The organism is Arthrobacter sp. MYb227 (assembly GCF_002975435.1).
Taxonomy (GTDB): Bacteria; Actinomycetota; Actinomycetes; order Actinomycetales; family Micrococcaceae; genus Paeniglutamicibacter.
In genome coordinates this window covers 709,718-725,091 of record NZ_PCPT01000002.1, presented here as the reverse complement: position 1 = coordinate 725,091, position 15,374 = coordinate 709,718, and the positions used below count along the sequence as shown (strand labels likewise).

Here is a 15,374-nt window from a genome sequence, read left to right as displayed (position 1 = left end):
GGGCTGTGGCTAGTGGTTTGTGGCGTGGGTGAGCGGTTATTTGCTGACCTTTCCGCTCAGTGCTGCTACCGGACGCAGGAAGATGGGCTGGGCCAGGAACCAGAATCCGACGATCACCACGATGGAGATTGCGAAGATAACGAACCCTCCCCACCCCGCCGAATCATTTGACGCATACATGTGGTTGAGGTTGTTCAGGAATCCGGTGGCAAACACCAGTGCCACGTGCACTACGGTAAAGGCAACGAAGAAGATCATGGTGGGGAAATGCAGGAGTCGGGCCAGCTCGATGGGATAAACCTTATTCAGCGTTGCCGCATTTTTGGGCCAGGCCGCCGACATGCGTAGACCGGTGATAATGGCGATGGGTGCTGCAATAAAGACGATGCTGAAATAGGCCAATAATTGCAGCGCGTTGTAGTTCACCCAGCCCTGCTCGGTGGGCCAATTCAGGCTCAAATATTGCAGGGCCGCGGAGGCAGCATTCGGGAACACATCCCAGCTGGTGGGCACGATGCGTTTGTATTGGCCGGTGGAAAAGAGCAACACCATGAAGATGATTCCGTTGAGCACCCACAGCACATCGAGACTGAGGTGAAACCACAAATCTAGGCTGATCTTGAATGGCTTGTCCTTGGTGCGAATCAGGCCGGTATTATTGCGCGTCCAGTGAGCCGGTGGTCGTTGCACGGTGCGTACTCGCCAGCCCGAACGCACAATCAAGACTAGGAAAAACAGGTTGAGATAGTGTTGCCAGCCCAGCCAGGCCGGGAACCCCACGGGAGTGTTAACCGGTAGTTCCGATTCTCCCGGGTACTGAGTCATCCAGCTCGCCACGCCCTCGAGGCTCACCAACCATCGTGCTACGAGCACCACGATGGCCAGCAGCACGATGGCGGCGCCGCAGATCCATCCGGTACGTGCCAGGCGGCTAGTTGGTTCGCCCGTGCCGCGTTTTTTCTGTGCCGAGGATTGTGTCATTTTTTCTTGGCCTCCCCTGATGTCCGGTGTCCGGTGTTTTTAGGCGCGAGCCTTGAGCAGCTCAATGACCTGAGGAACCACACTGAAAACATCGCCCACGATGCCCAGATCCGCGATCTCGAAAATGGGTGCATCCTCATCTTTATTGATCGCGATGATGGTCTTGGCCGTCTGCATACCGGCACGGTGCTGGATAGCTCCGGAGATTCCCAAGGCAACATACAGCTGCGGGGAAACACTGACACCGGTCTGGCCAACCTGGGCCGTGTGATCGATGTAGCCGGCATCGACGGCGGCACGTGAGGCACCCACCGCGCCACCCAAGGCATCGGCAAGCTGCTCCACGAGGACAAAGTTTTGTGCCGAGCCCAGTCCGCGACCACCGGAGACCACGGTTGCCGCACCACGAAGTTCTGGTCGGTTCGTGTTGTATGGGGCATCGGACTGCGCATCGATGTGAGCGGTGCGGCCAGCGGTATGTGCCCCTAGCTCGAGGTGCTCAACCGTGGGATTGTGTGCCGGGGCTATTTCATCGATGGCACCGGCTCGCAGCGTGAGGATCGGAAGAGCTTCGGGCACTGATGCTGCCACGGTGTAATGACCACCAAAGACCGAGTGAATGGCGGTAATCGCACCGTCATGAGCGTGTGCGTCGATGACATCGGCAAGCACCCCGCCCCCGGTGCGTACGGCGAGCCTACCGGCAATTTCTCGGCCATCGACGGAGGCCGGAATGAGTACCGCCGCCGGTTGATGGGCACTGATCGCCTGCTCCAGCGCATCAACCGTGTAGGAGTTGAGCGTGGAGTATGCCTGCGCGCTGTGCGTTGCGTAAATATGCGCGGCACCTTGGGCACCTAATGCCGCAATGTGCTCATCATTTAGTGGTGATTGGCTGACACTGACCGCGATAGGTGTGCCCAAGCGTGCGGCCAAGGCCAGCAGACCCGGGGCCGTGGCGGGGATCTGCGTGGTGTGGGTTAGTTCAATGAATACAACGATGTTTGGCATGTTCCGGTGCTCCTTACGATGACTTAGGGGGGCTAGATCAGCCGATTAGTGGTGAGGAAGTCCACGAGCTGTGCTGCGGCCTGGCCTTCGTCGATAATTGTGCTTCCGGCGCTGCGTGGGGCACGAGTTTCTACGCTGCTAATTTTGGTACGCGCGGCGATATTGACACCTAGTTCCGCGGCGGCGAGCGTGGAAACTGGTTTGCGTTTGGCGCCCATAATGCCCTTGAAATTAGGGAAGCGCGCCTCGGCGAAGCCCTCGGTCACGCTGATGATTGCCGGGAGATCGGCACTAACATCTTGGGTTCCCTCATCATTGCGCCGTTGCCCACTAATGCTGGCCGAGCCGATATTCACGGTGGTCAACGATCCCATCAGCGGGAGGTTTAGGTGTTCGGCGATCATGGCCGGGACCACTCCCCCGCGGCCATCGGTTGATTCATTGCCGGTGATCACCAGGTCCGCATCGGCGTTGCGTAGGGCCGCCGCCAAAACTTGTGCGGTAAGTGTTGCGTCGGCACCCAGCAGACCATCGTCAAGGATGTGAATGCCCGAATCCGCGCCCATTGACAGTGCCTTGCGGATGGCCTTGGAGGCATCCGATGGACCCATCGACAGCACCACAACTTCGGTGGACTTGTCCCGGTCTTTCACGCTCAGGGCGGCTTCGAGGGCACGTTCGGAAATTTCGTCAATGACCGGATCGTTGGCATCGCGATCAACGAGACCGGTTGATGCATCGAGAATTCGTTCCTCACCGGTGTCCGGAACCTGCTTGACTAGCACCACGATTTTCATCCACGTTCTCCCTCATTTTTGGCTCGGCAGCTTACTTGCGAGACTACTGGGAAGAAACAAAATATACTAGGTCTTCCTAGTATTTTCTGTGTTCGGATTAGATGCAAAAGACCCCCCAAATGCCACCTTGACGTCGAAGGCGTATCTGAGGGTCTTTGAAAGGTGTAAAAATTAGTGCGTATCGAGCGAGCCCTGGGCAATCTGCTCAAGCAGCCACGGGGAGAAGGCAAAGGGGGTTCCCAGCGCGGAGGAACGCAGCGCCGCCGGATCCACCCAGGCGTATTCGGCTACTTCGTCGGCATGCGGGGCCAAATCCCCGGTGATCCGCGCGGTGAAGACCGGGCAGATTTCATTTTCAACGATGCCCGAGGCATCAACCGCACGGTACCGGAAGTTCGGCAGCAGCGGCTGTATAGAAATGATAGTGGTGCCCAGTTCTTGCTCGGCACGACGAATCATTGCATCTTCGAAGGATTCTTCCTCCCCCGGGTGGCCGCAGAACGAATTGGTCCAAACCCCCGGCCAGGTCTTCTTGGACAGCGCGCGACGGGTCATCAACAGCTGACCAGCATCATTGAACAGGTAGCAAGAGAATGCCAAATGTAGTGGGGTCGCCTCGGTATGGATGCTTGCCTTGGCCGCGGTTCCAATGCGGGTTCCCGCATCGTCTAACAGAACCACCAATTCCTCGCTCATGACACTCTTTCATCGATGTTTATGGGATCTAAGCACCAGAATAGCGGAAGGTATTTTCGCGTGTGCTCACCCTTCGATCATCCCATGCAACGGTCATTGCGGCCATTTATCGCCCCTGATCGTCCTGCGGTGCTAGGTCTGATGCAGTAGTCGGAGCAATGGCTGGGGAGAAAAGGGCTCACCGAAAAGACACTGTGGAAAAGACACTGCCCCGCAATCAACGAAGAGGCGTCAAAGTTGATTGCGGGGCAGCAAACCTGAATGGATTCCAAAAAGAACTGGAACCTTGTGAGGGAGATGAAGCTAGACGGCTACTTCATGCGTTTGAGCGTTTCACCCTTGAAGAAGCCGGGGCTGCGTAGGCGCATGTAGATCATGACGCCAACACCCATCAACAACACGCCCATACCCAGCACAAACACCATGCCCAGGCCCGCAATGTTGGATCCAGAGCCGTAATCGGGACTCATCGAATCCCGCGCGGTGCTCATAAACATCACCAGCAGAATCACCCCGCCGACCAAGGGAGCTAAGAATTTGAGCAGGAAGCCACGTACCGAATCAAAGGCCTCCCGGCGGAAGTACCAGACGCAGCCAAGCGCGGTGACTCCGTAGTAGAAGCAGATCATCAGGCCCAGCGCGGCAATGGTGTCCCAGAGCGCGCTTTCGCTCAGCAACCGGGTAATGACATAGAAGGCCGCGGCCGCGGCACCGGCGGTAATGGTAGCCACCGAGGGAGACATGAAGCGTGGGGAGATCTTGCCGAAGCGATCCGGCAGCGCCTTGTAGTAGCCCATGGCCAAGATGGTACGAGCCGGGGATACCATCGTCGACTGCAAGGACGCTGCCGAGGAGGAGAGGATGGCCAGGGACATCAGGATGGCGAATTGGCCCATGATCGGTCCGGCCAATACGGCAAAGATCGATTCCTGGTTATCCGGGTTTCCGGCGCCAAGACCCGTGTTTCCCACGCCTGCGTAGGAGATCACGGCCAGCGAAATGAACATGTAGATGGCCATGATCAACAGGATCGTCAAGGTTGCGGCGCGTCCGGGGACGGTGGCCGGGTTCTTGGTTTCCTCGTTCATGGTCAAGGTGACGTCCCAGCCCCAGAAGATGAAGATCGATAGCGAGACGCCCGCGGCGAAGGCGGAGAAGGACTCCACCGCCATCGGGTTGAACCAGTCGAGTTTGATCGGGGTGGGATCAAAGGCGGTGCCGTTGTTCACGTGGCTGAAGGCGGCAATCGCGAACCAGGCAAGCACGATGAGCTGGAAGGCGACAAGTCCGTATTGGAAGGCCTTGGTGGTTTGCATGCCGCGGTAGGAGATCCAGCAGGCCGCGGCAATAAAGATCAACGTGACGGGGATGTTGATCCAGAGGTTTTTGGTCAACGCGGCAATTTCGGCGTTGCCGGTGAGCTGGGCGATGAGCAGGAAGAAGAAGTCGACCGCCACCGCCGCCAGGTTGGAGAGCACGATGATGGTGGCGGCGATCAGCCCCCACCCGCCCATCCAGCCGATCCACGGGCCAAAGGCACGCGTGGCCCAGGTGAACGAGGTTCCGGAATCCGGCATGGCATTGTTCAGCTCGCGGTAGCCCAGGGCAACCAGCAGCATCGGCAGGAAGCCGACAATGAAAATGGCTGGAAGTTGGGTGCCAACTTCGGCAACCGTGGGGCCCAGGGCCGCGGTGAGCGTGTAAGCCGGGGCAATACAGGAGACGCCGATGACCACGGCACCCAAGACACCAACGGTGCCCTTGCTCAGTCCCTTTTCGCCAAGACCGCTATCGGTCTGCGCCGGGGAAGTGCGGGTCGGTGTTTCACGACTCATGAGTTTTAGTCTTTCATCCGGAATACCGCACACGTGGGCCCGCTTAGGGGGGAAGATCCCTGTCAACGGGCCCAACGGTGCGGTATCAGCTGGTGATTAGTGCTGCGAAGCTACCGAATAGTGCTTGTAATTGCGGGGAACCACAATCAGGGGCACCGGTAGGGTCCGCAGCATTCGCTGGGCTGTGGAGCCCATGAAGAGTCGTTTCTTGCGCGCGAGGCGGCTCGAACCGACGACGGCAACTTCTCCGTCCTTCCAACTCAATTCCGCAATTGCATCATCAATGTTGGAGCCCGAGGCAATCAGTACCTCGGCATCAATTTCCAGCTCGGCCACGGCCTGACTGACCCGGGTGCGAGAGAAATCAATCCAGCTTTCTAACGCCTTTGGATCTTCGGCACCGTGTGTCTGAGACACCAAGGAAACCACACGCAGCGGCAATCCTTGGGTGAGGGCCGAGGCTGCGGCTGCCTCAACGACGCTCTTGAGTCCCGCACCGGTACCAACGAATGCCGTCACCCTGGAAATCTTGCCGCCACACTTTTCCAGGGCCGCTACCGAGCCGGGAGTGCCAAGCGCCACCGGGAGCGGTGAAGAATGCAATAGCGCGCTGGCCACCGAGCCGGGGGCAAAGATCCCAGCCATGTGGCGTTTGCGGCCGCCCAACACGATGACCTGGGCACCGGTTTCCTTGGCCACGGTGATCAATCCCTGCGCCGGGGAGGGCACCGCTCGGGCAATAACCCGTGCGCTGACGCCTTCTGGCACCAGGGCAAGCGCCTTCTTGGCCCACTCATCGACCTTGTTGGCAATGATCGAGGAGTAGCCGTGATCGCTACCCGGGTAGACGGCCGAGAACGGGGTGTCTTCGGGCAACACGATGGCAATGTCAAGGTGCGCTTTGGCACCCCCGAGGGCCGAAGCCAGGGCAATGGCTTCGGCCCCTCGGGCATCGGCCGTATAGCCAACGAGATAGCGCATGAGGTTAGCTATTCTGTGCCTGCAGGGAACCGAACTTGGAGGCCACGCCATCGTAGTTCAGGTCGTAGTCTGTGCCATCGACGGCGGCGACGATGCGAGCGGCGGTGCGACGTCCCATGCGTACCGCGCCATCTACGTGCTGGTAGCCTTCGCCGGCAAGATCCGAGGAGGAGAAGTAGATCGGTCCGACGTTCTTGTTCTGGTCCGGGCCGAAGCGGAACAGGCCGCCCAGATCGTAGCTGGTGGCGTAGGCGCCGCGGGTCCATTCCTCGGAGCCGAAGTCCGAGAGGTAGAAGACCTCCGGGGTCAGTGCCTTCTCGCCCAGGTACTCGGCAAGGCCCTTGATGATTGCCTGGTTGCGCTCCTCTTCGGAGAGCTCAAACATGGCATCTGCCTGCAGGTCGGAGATGAAGCCGACCAGGGTGCCGGTGGTTTCGCCGTGGTAGGTGTTGTCGTAGATTTCCTGGACCAGCTGGTTGGGGCCAAAGCAGGTTGCCGAAAGTCCGTCTTCGCGCCAAAACGGGGTGGAGTAGACGGCGTGAACCTTGATGACTAGGCCCATTGACTGATGCTGGTGGGTCACGTGCTGGCGGCGCGGCAGCGGCGGGTTGTAGGAGATGCGCGAGTACAGGTTCGGTGGAACCGCGATGATGACCTTCTTGGCGTTGACGGTGACGTCCGCGCCGTAGGCGGTGACTCCCTCATCGGACCAGTCAAGCTTGAGCACCGGGTTGTTCAGGTACACGTCATCGCCTAGGCGTTCGGCAACGGCGATGGAGACGCCCTGCATGGTGCCGACCATACGGCGGTCAAGAATGAAGTCTTCGTCGACAAGGTTGGAGAAGGAACCGGCCGAGGAGGACATCAGCAGTGCCTGCAACGCGGAGAAGGTGTGGGCAGGCTTGGTAAGCATGCCGCCGGCGATGAATAGGCCAACGTTGTTGCACGCGACCTCGTCGTTGGAGATGGTGCGCAGCCAGTGGTGGAAGGAGATCATGTCCAGTTCGGCGGCCTGCGGGTGCTCCCACGGTGCGTCAGGGTTGACCTGCGCGGTGAGGCGGTCCATCTCGGCGATGAGCTTATTCATCTCTGCAACGGTGGATTCACCAACCGGGAAGTCTTCGCCGTCGTACTCGGTGCGGGTGCCACCTTCGGCAATGTAGACGGATTTGCCTGCCTTGTAGCGCTCGAAGGTTTCGATGCCCAGTTCTTCGATCAGCGAGTAGAGGCCCATTTGGTCCGGGGAAATCCACTGGCCGCCGATTTCAATGGTGGCACCGTCCATGTCCTGGCTCCAGGTGCGGCCGCCGACGCGGTCACGTGCCTCGAGTACGGCTACGGTTTTGCCGGCCTTGCGAAGTTCGTATGCCGCGGTCAGGCCGGAGGGACCCGCACCAATGATGACTACGTCGCGATCCAGGGTGGTCATGATTTTCACTTCTTTCGTTGCGCTAAATGAACGACGTTCATTTACTTGACTGGTTCAATGGTATTGCAGAAGTGTAAAGATGTGAAGTCGATCATGTGAGGAAGCGCACCGTGAGTGAAGAAGTAGCAGCACCAACCCGGCGGAGAGCCGGGCGTCCGCGCGGGATGGTGCTTGATAGAGAACTCATTGCCAGGGCCGCACTGACCCTGCTCGCCGAGCGCGGGTATTCCTCGTTTACCATGTCGGCGTTGGCAAAATCGCTGGGGGTATCCCCTTCGGCGTTATACAACCACGTGAAATCCAAACAAGAACTCATGCAGTGGATTCAGGAAATTGTGATGGACGGGGTCGACTCCACGGTTTTTGCCACGCTCCCCCTGACCGAGGCACTCTTTATCTGGGCACGGACCTATCGCGACGTTTTTGCCGAACATGCGCCGCTCATCCCGCTGATCGCGGTGCTTCCGGTGTCGGATTCGCCACGCACGCTAGAAATGTACGAGGCGGTAGCCGCAGGGTTTTCACGGGCCGGGTACTCCGCCGAAAGCACCGTGCCGGCCATCGTCGCCCTGGAATCCTTCATTTTTGGCTCCGCACTTGATGCCACGGCTCCGCTTGATATTTTTGATCCGGGTCAATATGCGGGCCGACTTCCGGAATTTGAGGGAGCGCTTGCTGCGCAGCGGGCCACCGGGCTTAATAGTGCCGACGCGGCATTCCTCACCGGACTGCGCGCCATCATTAGCGGGCTGCTAGCCACCGGTGCCGCCGACTTCCCGGAGTGACGCGCCAAACCATCGAAATGGATGGAAGTGATTCGCAAGGGATCTCAGGGATTCGGGATGGTGATCTGAGCAGGCCGAATTATGCGGGATCTGACCGGCTAGATGGAGTGCTAAATCCCTGCGCGACAAGGACGAAGAAATTTTCGACACACTCACACTGCCCAAGCGCTGCCACCCGGTCTCCGGCCACCGGACGGCTTAGAGTTATCCCATGACCCAAACGCCTAACAACAAGCAGAACCCTGCGGTGAACTTCGTCAAGAACATGACGGTGAAGAACTGGATTGCGATCATTAGCGCGATCATTGTGCTCGTATTCATTTTGCAGAATCAACAACGAGTTCGCATCGAGCTACTCTTCTTAAACATGAATGCACCGCTGTGGATAGCGCTGGGTGTGGTGTTGCTGATCGGTTGGATCATCGGACGATTCTCTTTCCGCAAACGCTAAACCAGCGCGCAGCTACCCCAGGGCAGCTACCCAAGAGCATCACCCTTCCCGATTAACCACAAAATGCTTCAATCCGCGGCAGTTTTTGCGCAGGGATTGAAGCATTTGGTTTTTGTCTTGGGGCTGCCCGTGGGCGCACGAGGATCGCTTAGAACCCCTGGCTCATCATGAAGGTCAACGACTCAGCATCCCCGTAAGTGTAGATGGCCCAGGTCATTCCGCCAATCACCACGGCGCTCGCAGCAGTCCAAAGCGCCGAAATGCGCATCATGAACTTAATGTCCTGGCGGCTAATCTGCAAGCGATCCGCTGAGTAATCGCCTGCAAGGTTGTTCATACGTTCGGCCGGGGTCAAAGCCATCATCTCCTTGATGTTCACCAGATAGTTTGAAGCCGAATCGATGCTGCCATCGACCAGACGAGCAATCGTGAGCTGGTTTTTACGGTCCTGGGTCATTTCGACAATGCGATCACCGTGACGGGCCAGCAAGATGTCTTCACCTAGTGGCATCGGTCGTAGTGCTACTCGCATCGTCTATCCCCTTTTCCTTTGCGACGGGGAGACTTCACCCGTCGTCTACAATTTTTAGCTTCTCCCTTGAGAATACGGGGCAAAATGGGGCACCAAGGTGAATACCATGGTTTGGGTTGGCAACCTCACAGCAGGTTGTGGCCTGCGCCGCGAGATTTCTGTGGCGTGCGCCGCAAAGGTGGCACATAGATGAGCTCCGCATCACGGAGCCGCCCGCTCAACGGGCTCCAATTCAACGGTTAACAAAGTAAATGAGCACACCGATCATCCAAACCGATGAGGCCAACGCCGCGCATCCAAATTCGACGAGCATGCCCAGCCCCATGGCCTTCAGTGCCGATGCGGCAGCCTGAAGCGCCGCGGGAAAGTTTTTGCGCCGCAAATATTCACCCAGTAGTAACCCCACGGCAAAGCCCACGAATAATCCAAGCACCGGGATCAGGAACATCCCGACGATAGCCAGCAGCACCGCCAACAGGATCGAACCGCGGGGAATCATTTGTTTCTTCAAATTGTGGCCGGTGAGCACCGTCGAGGCGCTCCACCCAATCAGCGCTACGACCATTCCGATGCCGGCTGTCCACCAAGCAACGGGGCCACCCAAGATCCAGGCCCAGCCTAGAAGTGTGAGAACCGCTAGGAGGCTACCGGGAAGCACCGGGATGACGGTCACCAAAACAGCAACTACTAGCAATAATCCGGCCACGATAGTGGTGATGATTTGTGTATCCACGCATTTATTCTGACAGCCTGCGCTCTTGTCCATGCATTTGCTCGATGTGGTGCGTGCTGGGCCGCCACAATTTCTGGTGTGGCGGGGCTAGGTGCTGGGAATGATCTTAGAAAAGTGGTGGGGTGTCCGGTGGTGGTTCGGTGCGTGGAGTTGGTCGATTATCCGGTGGTTGGTAGGGGTTTTGGGCCCAGTTCCGCCAAAAATTATTGCGGCGTAGTTTCTGTGCCGGGTCTAGATATTTGGGTAGCCTGACGCTAAAGAGCCCATCGGCGGCGCGTTCAACGGTGATCAGTCCGTCGTGTCGATCCAGATGGTGGCCGCGGCACATCGGGCCACCATCTTCGAGTCGAGTGCTGCCTCCAAGGGCCCAGTCTTGGAGATGATCAATTTCGCAATGTTCCGGTGGCACGGTGCACCCCGGATAAATACAGCCACCGTAGAGGGCCAGGATGGCTTCACGCAGGTAGTCGGGGAAGAAACGTTGTTCCCTGCCCAGATCCAAGACGTGAGATTCCCCGTTAAGGGTGATCGGGATGGCCCCACTGGTGCAGAGGGCGTGTCTGAGTTCGCCGGCGGTGAGGTGTTTGCCGTGTCCGGTGATCCCGTGGGTGCTGGCACGTGCTTCAAGCTCTGCCAGGGTTACCACGACAAAGAGTTTGGGTGCTGGTAGTCCGGTGATTTTGGTGCTGCCGGTGGATTTTCTTGCAGCCCGAATCAAATTCAATAACCCTTGCAGATGCCGTTGGGGCACGGTCAGCCCATCATCATCCAGCGTGCTGGATTCCAAGGAACCATCGTTGGCAGCAGAGTTGGTACCCGAGTTAGGCTCGTGTTCCGGGGCGATGAAACCATTGCTTGGTGTTACCGGATTCAGGGTGAGTTCTTGGATGCGGTGTGGATCGGTCAGTGGTTTGCCGGTGGCCGGATCTACCAGGAAATCCGGGAAACTGATCGACACCTCGGAGGCACCGGGCTCGGTTGTGTTCTCCTGGGGGCAGCTGGTGCCTGAGGCAACGAATTCTTCTGACGCAGTGCCTGTGGGGTTTGTGGCGGTGGCTTGGGCGGCCAACGCGCTGCGATCTCCGGCCTTGGTACGAGCATTATCGATGCTGGCACACAGGGCCAAGAGGGGTTCGGCATCCGCGGGCAGCACCCGCAAGAGGAATTCTTCGAGCCCATCAATACACCCGCGGTGATGCAGGCCCAGTTTGGTGCGCAGTATTTCCGGTGGAAGGTGATGCTTCCCGTCGGTGAGGGCATTTTTGATGCCGGTGAGTAATTTATTGGTGGTGCGTGAATCCTCATGCACCACCGACTCGGCGACCTGAGCCTCAAGTTCTTGGGCCAAGCCGGTGGGATCGTCGGTGGTATTGATGTGTGGTGTTAGGTCTTCGAGTTTTTTGGCTCCGGCCTTCAACGCTCCGGGGTCCGCGTTTCCCTCGGCCAGGTCCTGGGCCAGGCGTGGGAATTTCGGTGGGGTGGGGTTTCCCGCCAGATCGGTACCCGGTAGGAAGCGTTCGGTGGCTTGCACACGATCGCGGGCGGCGAAAAAGTTGATGTGTAGGATTCCGGCCAGTAGCGAGGTGGTGTCCTTGAAGACGAGCCGGCCGGTGGGGACCGTGCGCGGATCATCCGGTAGCGAGGTGGTTCCGGCCAGATAGTCCGTGGGGTCATCATGGATCTGCCGTACCGAGGTAAACGTACGTTGGGGTAGTTCGTGGGCCAGGGTGCGTTGGGCGGTGCGTGCCGCCAGGAGTTGGCCGTGGGCGGCGGTGCGATGGGTATCCTCGACAAGGTGGGCGAAGAGGACCGCGTGGACCGGGGAGCTGGTGTGTGCGGCGACCCGGGTGCTCAAATCGCGGACCAATTGTTGGGCCTCGAACAGGGCGCGCAGTTCATCACCCGGTGACATGTGGTGTCCCGGGGTGCCGCCCGTGGGGGCGGTGAGGGTGATGAACTCATCGGTCTGCATACCCACCAGCATGACCCCACACAAGGGCTCGTGGGGAAGAGCAGAGAAATCTGTGGATAAGTAATTAATATCCGTGCGAGGCACCCCAAACGGTGCGGAACAGTAACGACACAGCGGCTCAGGACGCAGTCATGAGTAGTCCGATGTTAGCTACGTGAGAGCGATCAGAACCACTAGTCATGCGCCAGTTTCACGGTCGAGTCACCGAATTGCGCTGATCTTGTGCGTGTCGTTCCAGTGGCCGAAGCGGCGCAGTGTGCGGCCATCGTCGGGATCGGCAATCCAGTGACCAACCAGGGATTGCGGCTCCGGGGTGGGAGTGTGAATCACTACGCCGTAGCTTTTGGCTGTGGCATCGTCGGGCAGATTACGGTGAATAATTTCGCTGGTTTGCAGATCCAGCAAGGCGAGCCCGGCAACCGTGACAAGGACCCGGGTGAAAGGGGCCGGGTAATTTTGGATGGGGGCGGTGATTGACGGCGGGGTTCCGGCCACCATAGGTCCCATAGACCACCAACCGCAGGTGTTATTGATGGCCTGGGAGAGACTCATATCCAGGTGGATGCCGTAAAACTTGGCTTCTCGGGTGGGAATCCCGCTGGCGGCAAGGTGCCGAGCGAGTTTGGTGGATTCCGGATCCAGTTTTTCATTTGCATCGAGCCGAACCGTGGCCCCGACGCAGCGAATCTGCAGCCCCGTTTCAAGCGTCTCTAGCTGCTTGGCTTCGACGCGTGGCAGTGCCGCAAGAAAATCAACAAGTGCCTCCGGGATGCGTGGTTCCTTGTAGCCATCGACGCTGCGCAGGCTTAGTACTCCGGCATCGATAAGCCGTCGACCCGCGCTACTTCCGCGGTGCAGCCGTTCAAAAGCCGCACGTTTTGACATGGTTCTCTCGTCAGCCCATGTCAGTTCGCGTAATTTGTCCCAAAACAGTGAGTGTTGCTGATCTATTTTGGGGACTCTGCAGAGGTCGACGCGTATTGGCATGGGAGGGTTTCCCTCTTCCTAATTTAGTGCCGTGATACTCCGGGTTCCGCGGGTGCTGATATGAGGATCCTATAGAATCCATTTTCCTCACGCTCCGTCAGAGGGCGGCGCAAAACGGTGCGGGACGCCTCAAGCGTAAACCATAACTCGTGCAGAATTCGTAGGCTTGTAGCGTCTGGTCATCGACGCCTAGGGGGGCAGTTTTTCATCATGAGTATGTCTCAACAACGCTTTGAGGGCGTTGCGCAAAGGCCAACCTCGCGCTTGGCGCGTCGGGCATTGGTGCTGGGGCTGAGTTCCAGCATCGTTTTCGCATCAATGGGTGCCGCACCGGCTACCGCTGCCCCATCGGCTGTGGCCGCCGGGTCTTCCACGCAGGCCGGGGTCCTGGCTGCCGGGTCGTTGCTGATTGGGGCCGCGGATAAGCGCATCTCGATCTCGGTGAAAACCAGCGCGAACCTGAACGTGCGCCAGGGTGCATCGGCCAAGAAAAAGTCCTTGTTGGTAGTGCCCAAAAATACGACGCTGAAGGCCAGTGCACAGGCATCAAATGGTTGGTACAAGGTCAGCTACAAGTCTAAGACCGGATACATCTCCAATACGTATGCCAAAAAAGTAGCCGCGAAACCGGCAACTAAACCAGTTGCCAAGCCATCGGTAAAACCTGCTGCCAAGCCGGCCGCAAAACCAGCGGCAAGCAAGGACAAGCCGAGCTCAGTCTCGGTGAAGGTCAACGCGAACCTGAACGTGCGTCAGGCAGCAAACACCAAGAGCAAGTCGCTGGTGACGATTCCCAAAAATACGACGCTGAAAACAAGTGCACAGGCGTCAAATGGTTGGTACAAGGTCAGCTACAAGTCTAAGACCGGGTACATTTCCAACGCATACGCCACAAAGGTGGCCGCTAAACCGGCGGCCAAGGCGCCGGCCGGTGGCCGTGCGGTAAACATGGGAAAGTACAGCACTAATCGTGCGGGACTTACCGATCGCTACTGGACCAAGGATGCGACAACGCAGCTGTATGTCAGCGTCGGTGGCAAGGTGCGCATTAAAGACATTCCGCGCGACTCGGTGGCCTACCGGGATCTGAAGCTGGAGAAAAAGGGTGGGCAGCGCTCGGGTTGGTACTTTGTGCGCACGCAGGGAACCTCGGGCTGGGTGAAATCGTCGGCGCTGAAGCGCTCATCGAACGCGCCAACGTCAAACACCGGGAAATTTAGCTACACATCGGTGAAGAAGATGGCGAACGGCAAGATCGATCAGCGGGCGCTGGCAACGATGCCGTGGGATTCGGAAAAGACGCTGATTGCGGCCCCGGCAGTTGCCTCGTTGAATACGTTGAATGCGGCCTTCAAGAAGGAATTTGGGAAGAACCTGAGCATTGACCTGTCCTACCGAACGCGGGCGACGCAGGATTACTACCTCAGCGAGCTGGGGCCCTACATTGCGGCGCGTCCCGGAACCTCAAATCATGGGTGGGGTACGGCAGTGGATTTCCCGGAAACCTATGACTACTCGTTCCGCGGCAAGTACTACAAGTGGTTGAAGAAGAACTCGCACAAGTTCGGGTGGGTGCATCGTAAAAACCTCGAAGAGGGCAGCCCGTACGCCGAAGCATGGCACTTTGAGTTCTACGGCTAGCCGGTCGATGGCTAGCCGCGCGGCGGTAAGCCATCGGCAATGAGTTTTCGTGCGGCGCCCTTGGGGGGCGTCGCACGTTGTCGTTTAATCCACCGGTCTTGCCTCTGCGGTTGGCGGACGTGCGGTAAATTTTGAGTTTTTAGTCCTCGATGATGCACCAGGAACCGGCGGCCTTGAAGTCGCTGTCGTAGATGTCTTCCTCGGCGCCCTGTTCCATGGGGTAGTTTTTCAGGTTTCCGGCCCAATAGCGCAGCATCCGGCTGATTTCTTTTTCCGGGTCAATTTTGACAGCTTCGGTACTCATGTCGATCTCGAAAACGAATTTCATGTTCTTCCCGCCCTCTTCATGTGGCTGAAACCTGCTCCGGAGGTGATGCTCCTTCGGTAATCCCCATCCTAAACATGTGCGGGCCTTGCGGCCATGATCTTTTCTTGGTGCCTTTTCTTTACCCGGTGTTTGCGTGGCTGGGCTCAGGGGCAGGCGGCGGGTCGACTGGGGGGGGTAGAGCTGAGGTGCGTGCCACCGGGAGCTACGTCGCGCCC

Annotated in this window: 15 protein-coding genes; 3 read left to right on the top strand and 12 right to left on the bottom strand. The window is 58.4% G+C overall.

Annotated elements, in window-relative coordinates:
* Nucleotides 1–36 precede the first annotated feature (36 nt).
* The 7 genes from CQ018_RS07195 to CQ018_RS07165 form a co-directional block, all read right to left on the bottom strand.
* Nucleotides 37–981, bottom strand: coding sequence for a cytochrome b/b6 domain-containing protein (locus tag CQ018_RS07195; RefSeq protein ID WP_105549285.1), 945 nt, complete (start codon nt 979–981; stop codon nt 37–39).
* Between the two features lie 39 nt (nt 982–1,020).
* On the bottom strand, nt 1,021–1,992 hold the full coding sequence (locus CQ018_RS07190) for an electron transfer flavoprotein subunit alpha/FixB family protein (RefSeq protein ID WP_105549284.1): 972 nt from the start codon (nt 1,990–1,992) through the stop codon (nt 1,021–1,023).
* 32 nt (nt 1,993–2,024) lie between these two features.
* Nucleotides 2,025–2,789, bottom strand: coding sequence for an electron transfer flavoprotein subunit beta/FixA family protein (locus CQ018_RS07185; RefSeq protein WP_105549283.1), 765 nt, complete (start codon nt 2,787–2,789; stop codon nt 2,025–2,027).
* 171 nt (nt 2,790–2,960) lie between these two features.
* Complete coding sequence (gene idi, locus CQ018_RS07180; protein ID WP_105549282.1) at nt 2,961–3,485, bottom strand: isopentenyl-diphosphate Delta-isomerase; 525 nt, start codon at nt 3,483–3,485, stop codon at nt 2,961–2,963.
* A gap of 311 nt (nt 3,486–3,796) precedes the next feature.
* Entirely contained in the window at nt 3,797–5,320 is a 1,524-nt protein-coding gene (locus CQ018_RS07175) for an APC family permease (RefSeq protein ID WP_105549281.1), read from the bottom strand.
* Between the two features lie 96 nt (nt 5,321–5,416).
* The gene (locus CQ018_RS07170) at nt 5,417–6,301 is read right to left on the bottom strand and encodes a universal stress protein (RefSeq protein ID WP_105549280.1); all 885 of its coding nucleotides are present in this window, start codon (nt 6,299–6,301) and stop codon (nt 5,417–5,419) included.
* Nucleotides 6,302–6,305: 4 nt separating this feature from the next.
* Nucleotides 6,306–7,730 (bottom strand): NAD(P)/FAD-dependent oxidoreductase, encoded by a 1,425-nt coding sequence (locus CQ018_RS07165; RefSeq protein ID WP_105549279.1) that lies wholly within the window; start codon nt 7,728–7,730, stop codon nt 6,306–6,308.
* A 110-nt stretch (nt 7,731–7,840) separates the two neighbouring features.
* Between CQ018_RS07165 and CQ018_RS07160 the strand changes: the two genes are divergently transcribed.
* Entirely contained in the window at nt 7,841–8,515 is a 675-nt protein-coding gene (locus CQ018_RS07160; RefSeq protein ID WP_258142428.1) for a TetR/AcrR family transcriptional regulator, read from the top strand.
* Nucleotides 8,516–8,726: 211 nt separating this feature from the next.
* Nucleotides 8,727–8,966, top strand: a complete 240-nt coding sequence (locus tag CQ018_RS07155) for a lipopolysaccharide assembly protein LapA domain-containing protein (protein WP_105549278.1) — start codon at nt 8,727–8,729, stop codon at nt 8,964–8,966.
* 148 nt (nt 8,967–9,114) lie between these two features.
* Here the strand turns inward: CQ018_RS07155 and CQ018_RS07150 are convergent, their stop codons facing one another.
* The 4 genes from CQ018_RS07150 to CQ018_RS07135 all read right to left on the bottom strand — a co-directional run bounded on the left by CQ018_RS07150 (nt 9,115) and on the right by CQ018_RS07135 (nt 13,088).
* Nucleotides 9,115–9,498: a hypothetical protein gene (locus CQ018_RS07150; protein WP_146111837.1), complete on the bottom strand. Its 384-nt coding sequence runs from the start codon at nt 9,496–9,498 to the stop codon at nt 9,115–9,117.
* Nucleotides 9,499–9,730: 232 nt separating this feature from the next.
* Nucleotides 9,731–10,231, bottom strand: a complete 501-nt coding sequence (locus CQ018_RS07145; protein WP_105549276.1) for a DUF456 domain-containing protein — start codon at nt 10,229–10,231, stop codon at nt 9,731–9,733.
* Between the two features lie 106 nt (nt 10,232–10,337).
* Complete coding sequence (locus CQ018_RS07140) at nt 10,338–12,203, bottom strand: HNH endonuclease signature motif containing protein (protein WP_258142427.1); 1,866 nt, start codon at nt 12,201–12,203, stop codon at nt 10,338–10,340.
* 201 nt (nt 12,204–12,404) lie between these two features.
* Nucleotides 12,405–13,088 carry a hypothetical protein gene (locus CQ018_RS07135; RefSeq protein ID WP_105549274.1) on the bottom strand — a complete coding sequence of 228 codons (684 nt, stop codon included), beginning with the start codon at nt 13,086–13,088 and terminating at the stop codon, nt 12,405–12,407.
* 312 nt (nt 13,089–13,400) lie between these two features.
* Between CQ018_RS07135 and CQ018_RS07130 the strand changes: the two genes are divergently transcribed.
* A complete protein-coding gene (locus CQ018_RS07130; protein ID WP_105549273.1) occupies nt 13,401–14,831 on the top strand; it encodes an SH3 domain-containing protein in 1,431 nt (476 codons plus the stop codon).
* Nucleotides 14,832–14,970: 139 nt separating this feature from the next.
* On the opposite strand, the gene CQ018_RS07125 is transcribed toward CQ018_RS07130, so the two are convergent.
* Nucleotides 14,971–15,159: a hypothetical protein gene (locus CQ018_RS07125; RefSeq protein WP_105549272.1), complete on the bottom strand. Its 189-nt coding sequence runs from the start codon at nt 15,157–15,159 to the stop codon at nt 14,971–14,973.
* Nucleotides 15,160–15,374: the final 215 nt, after the last annotated feature.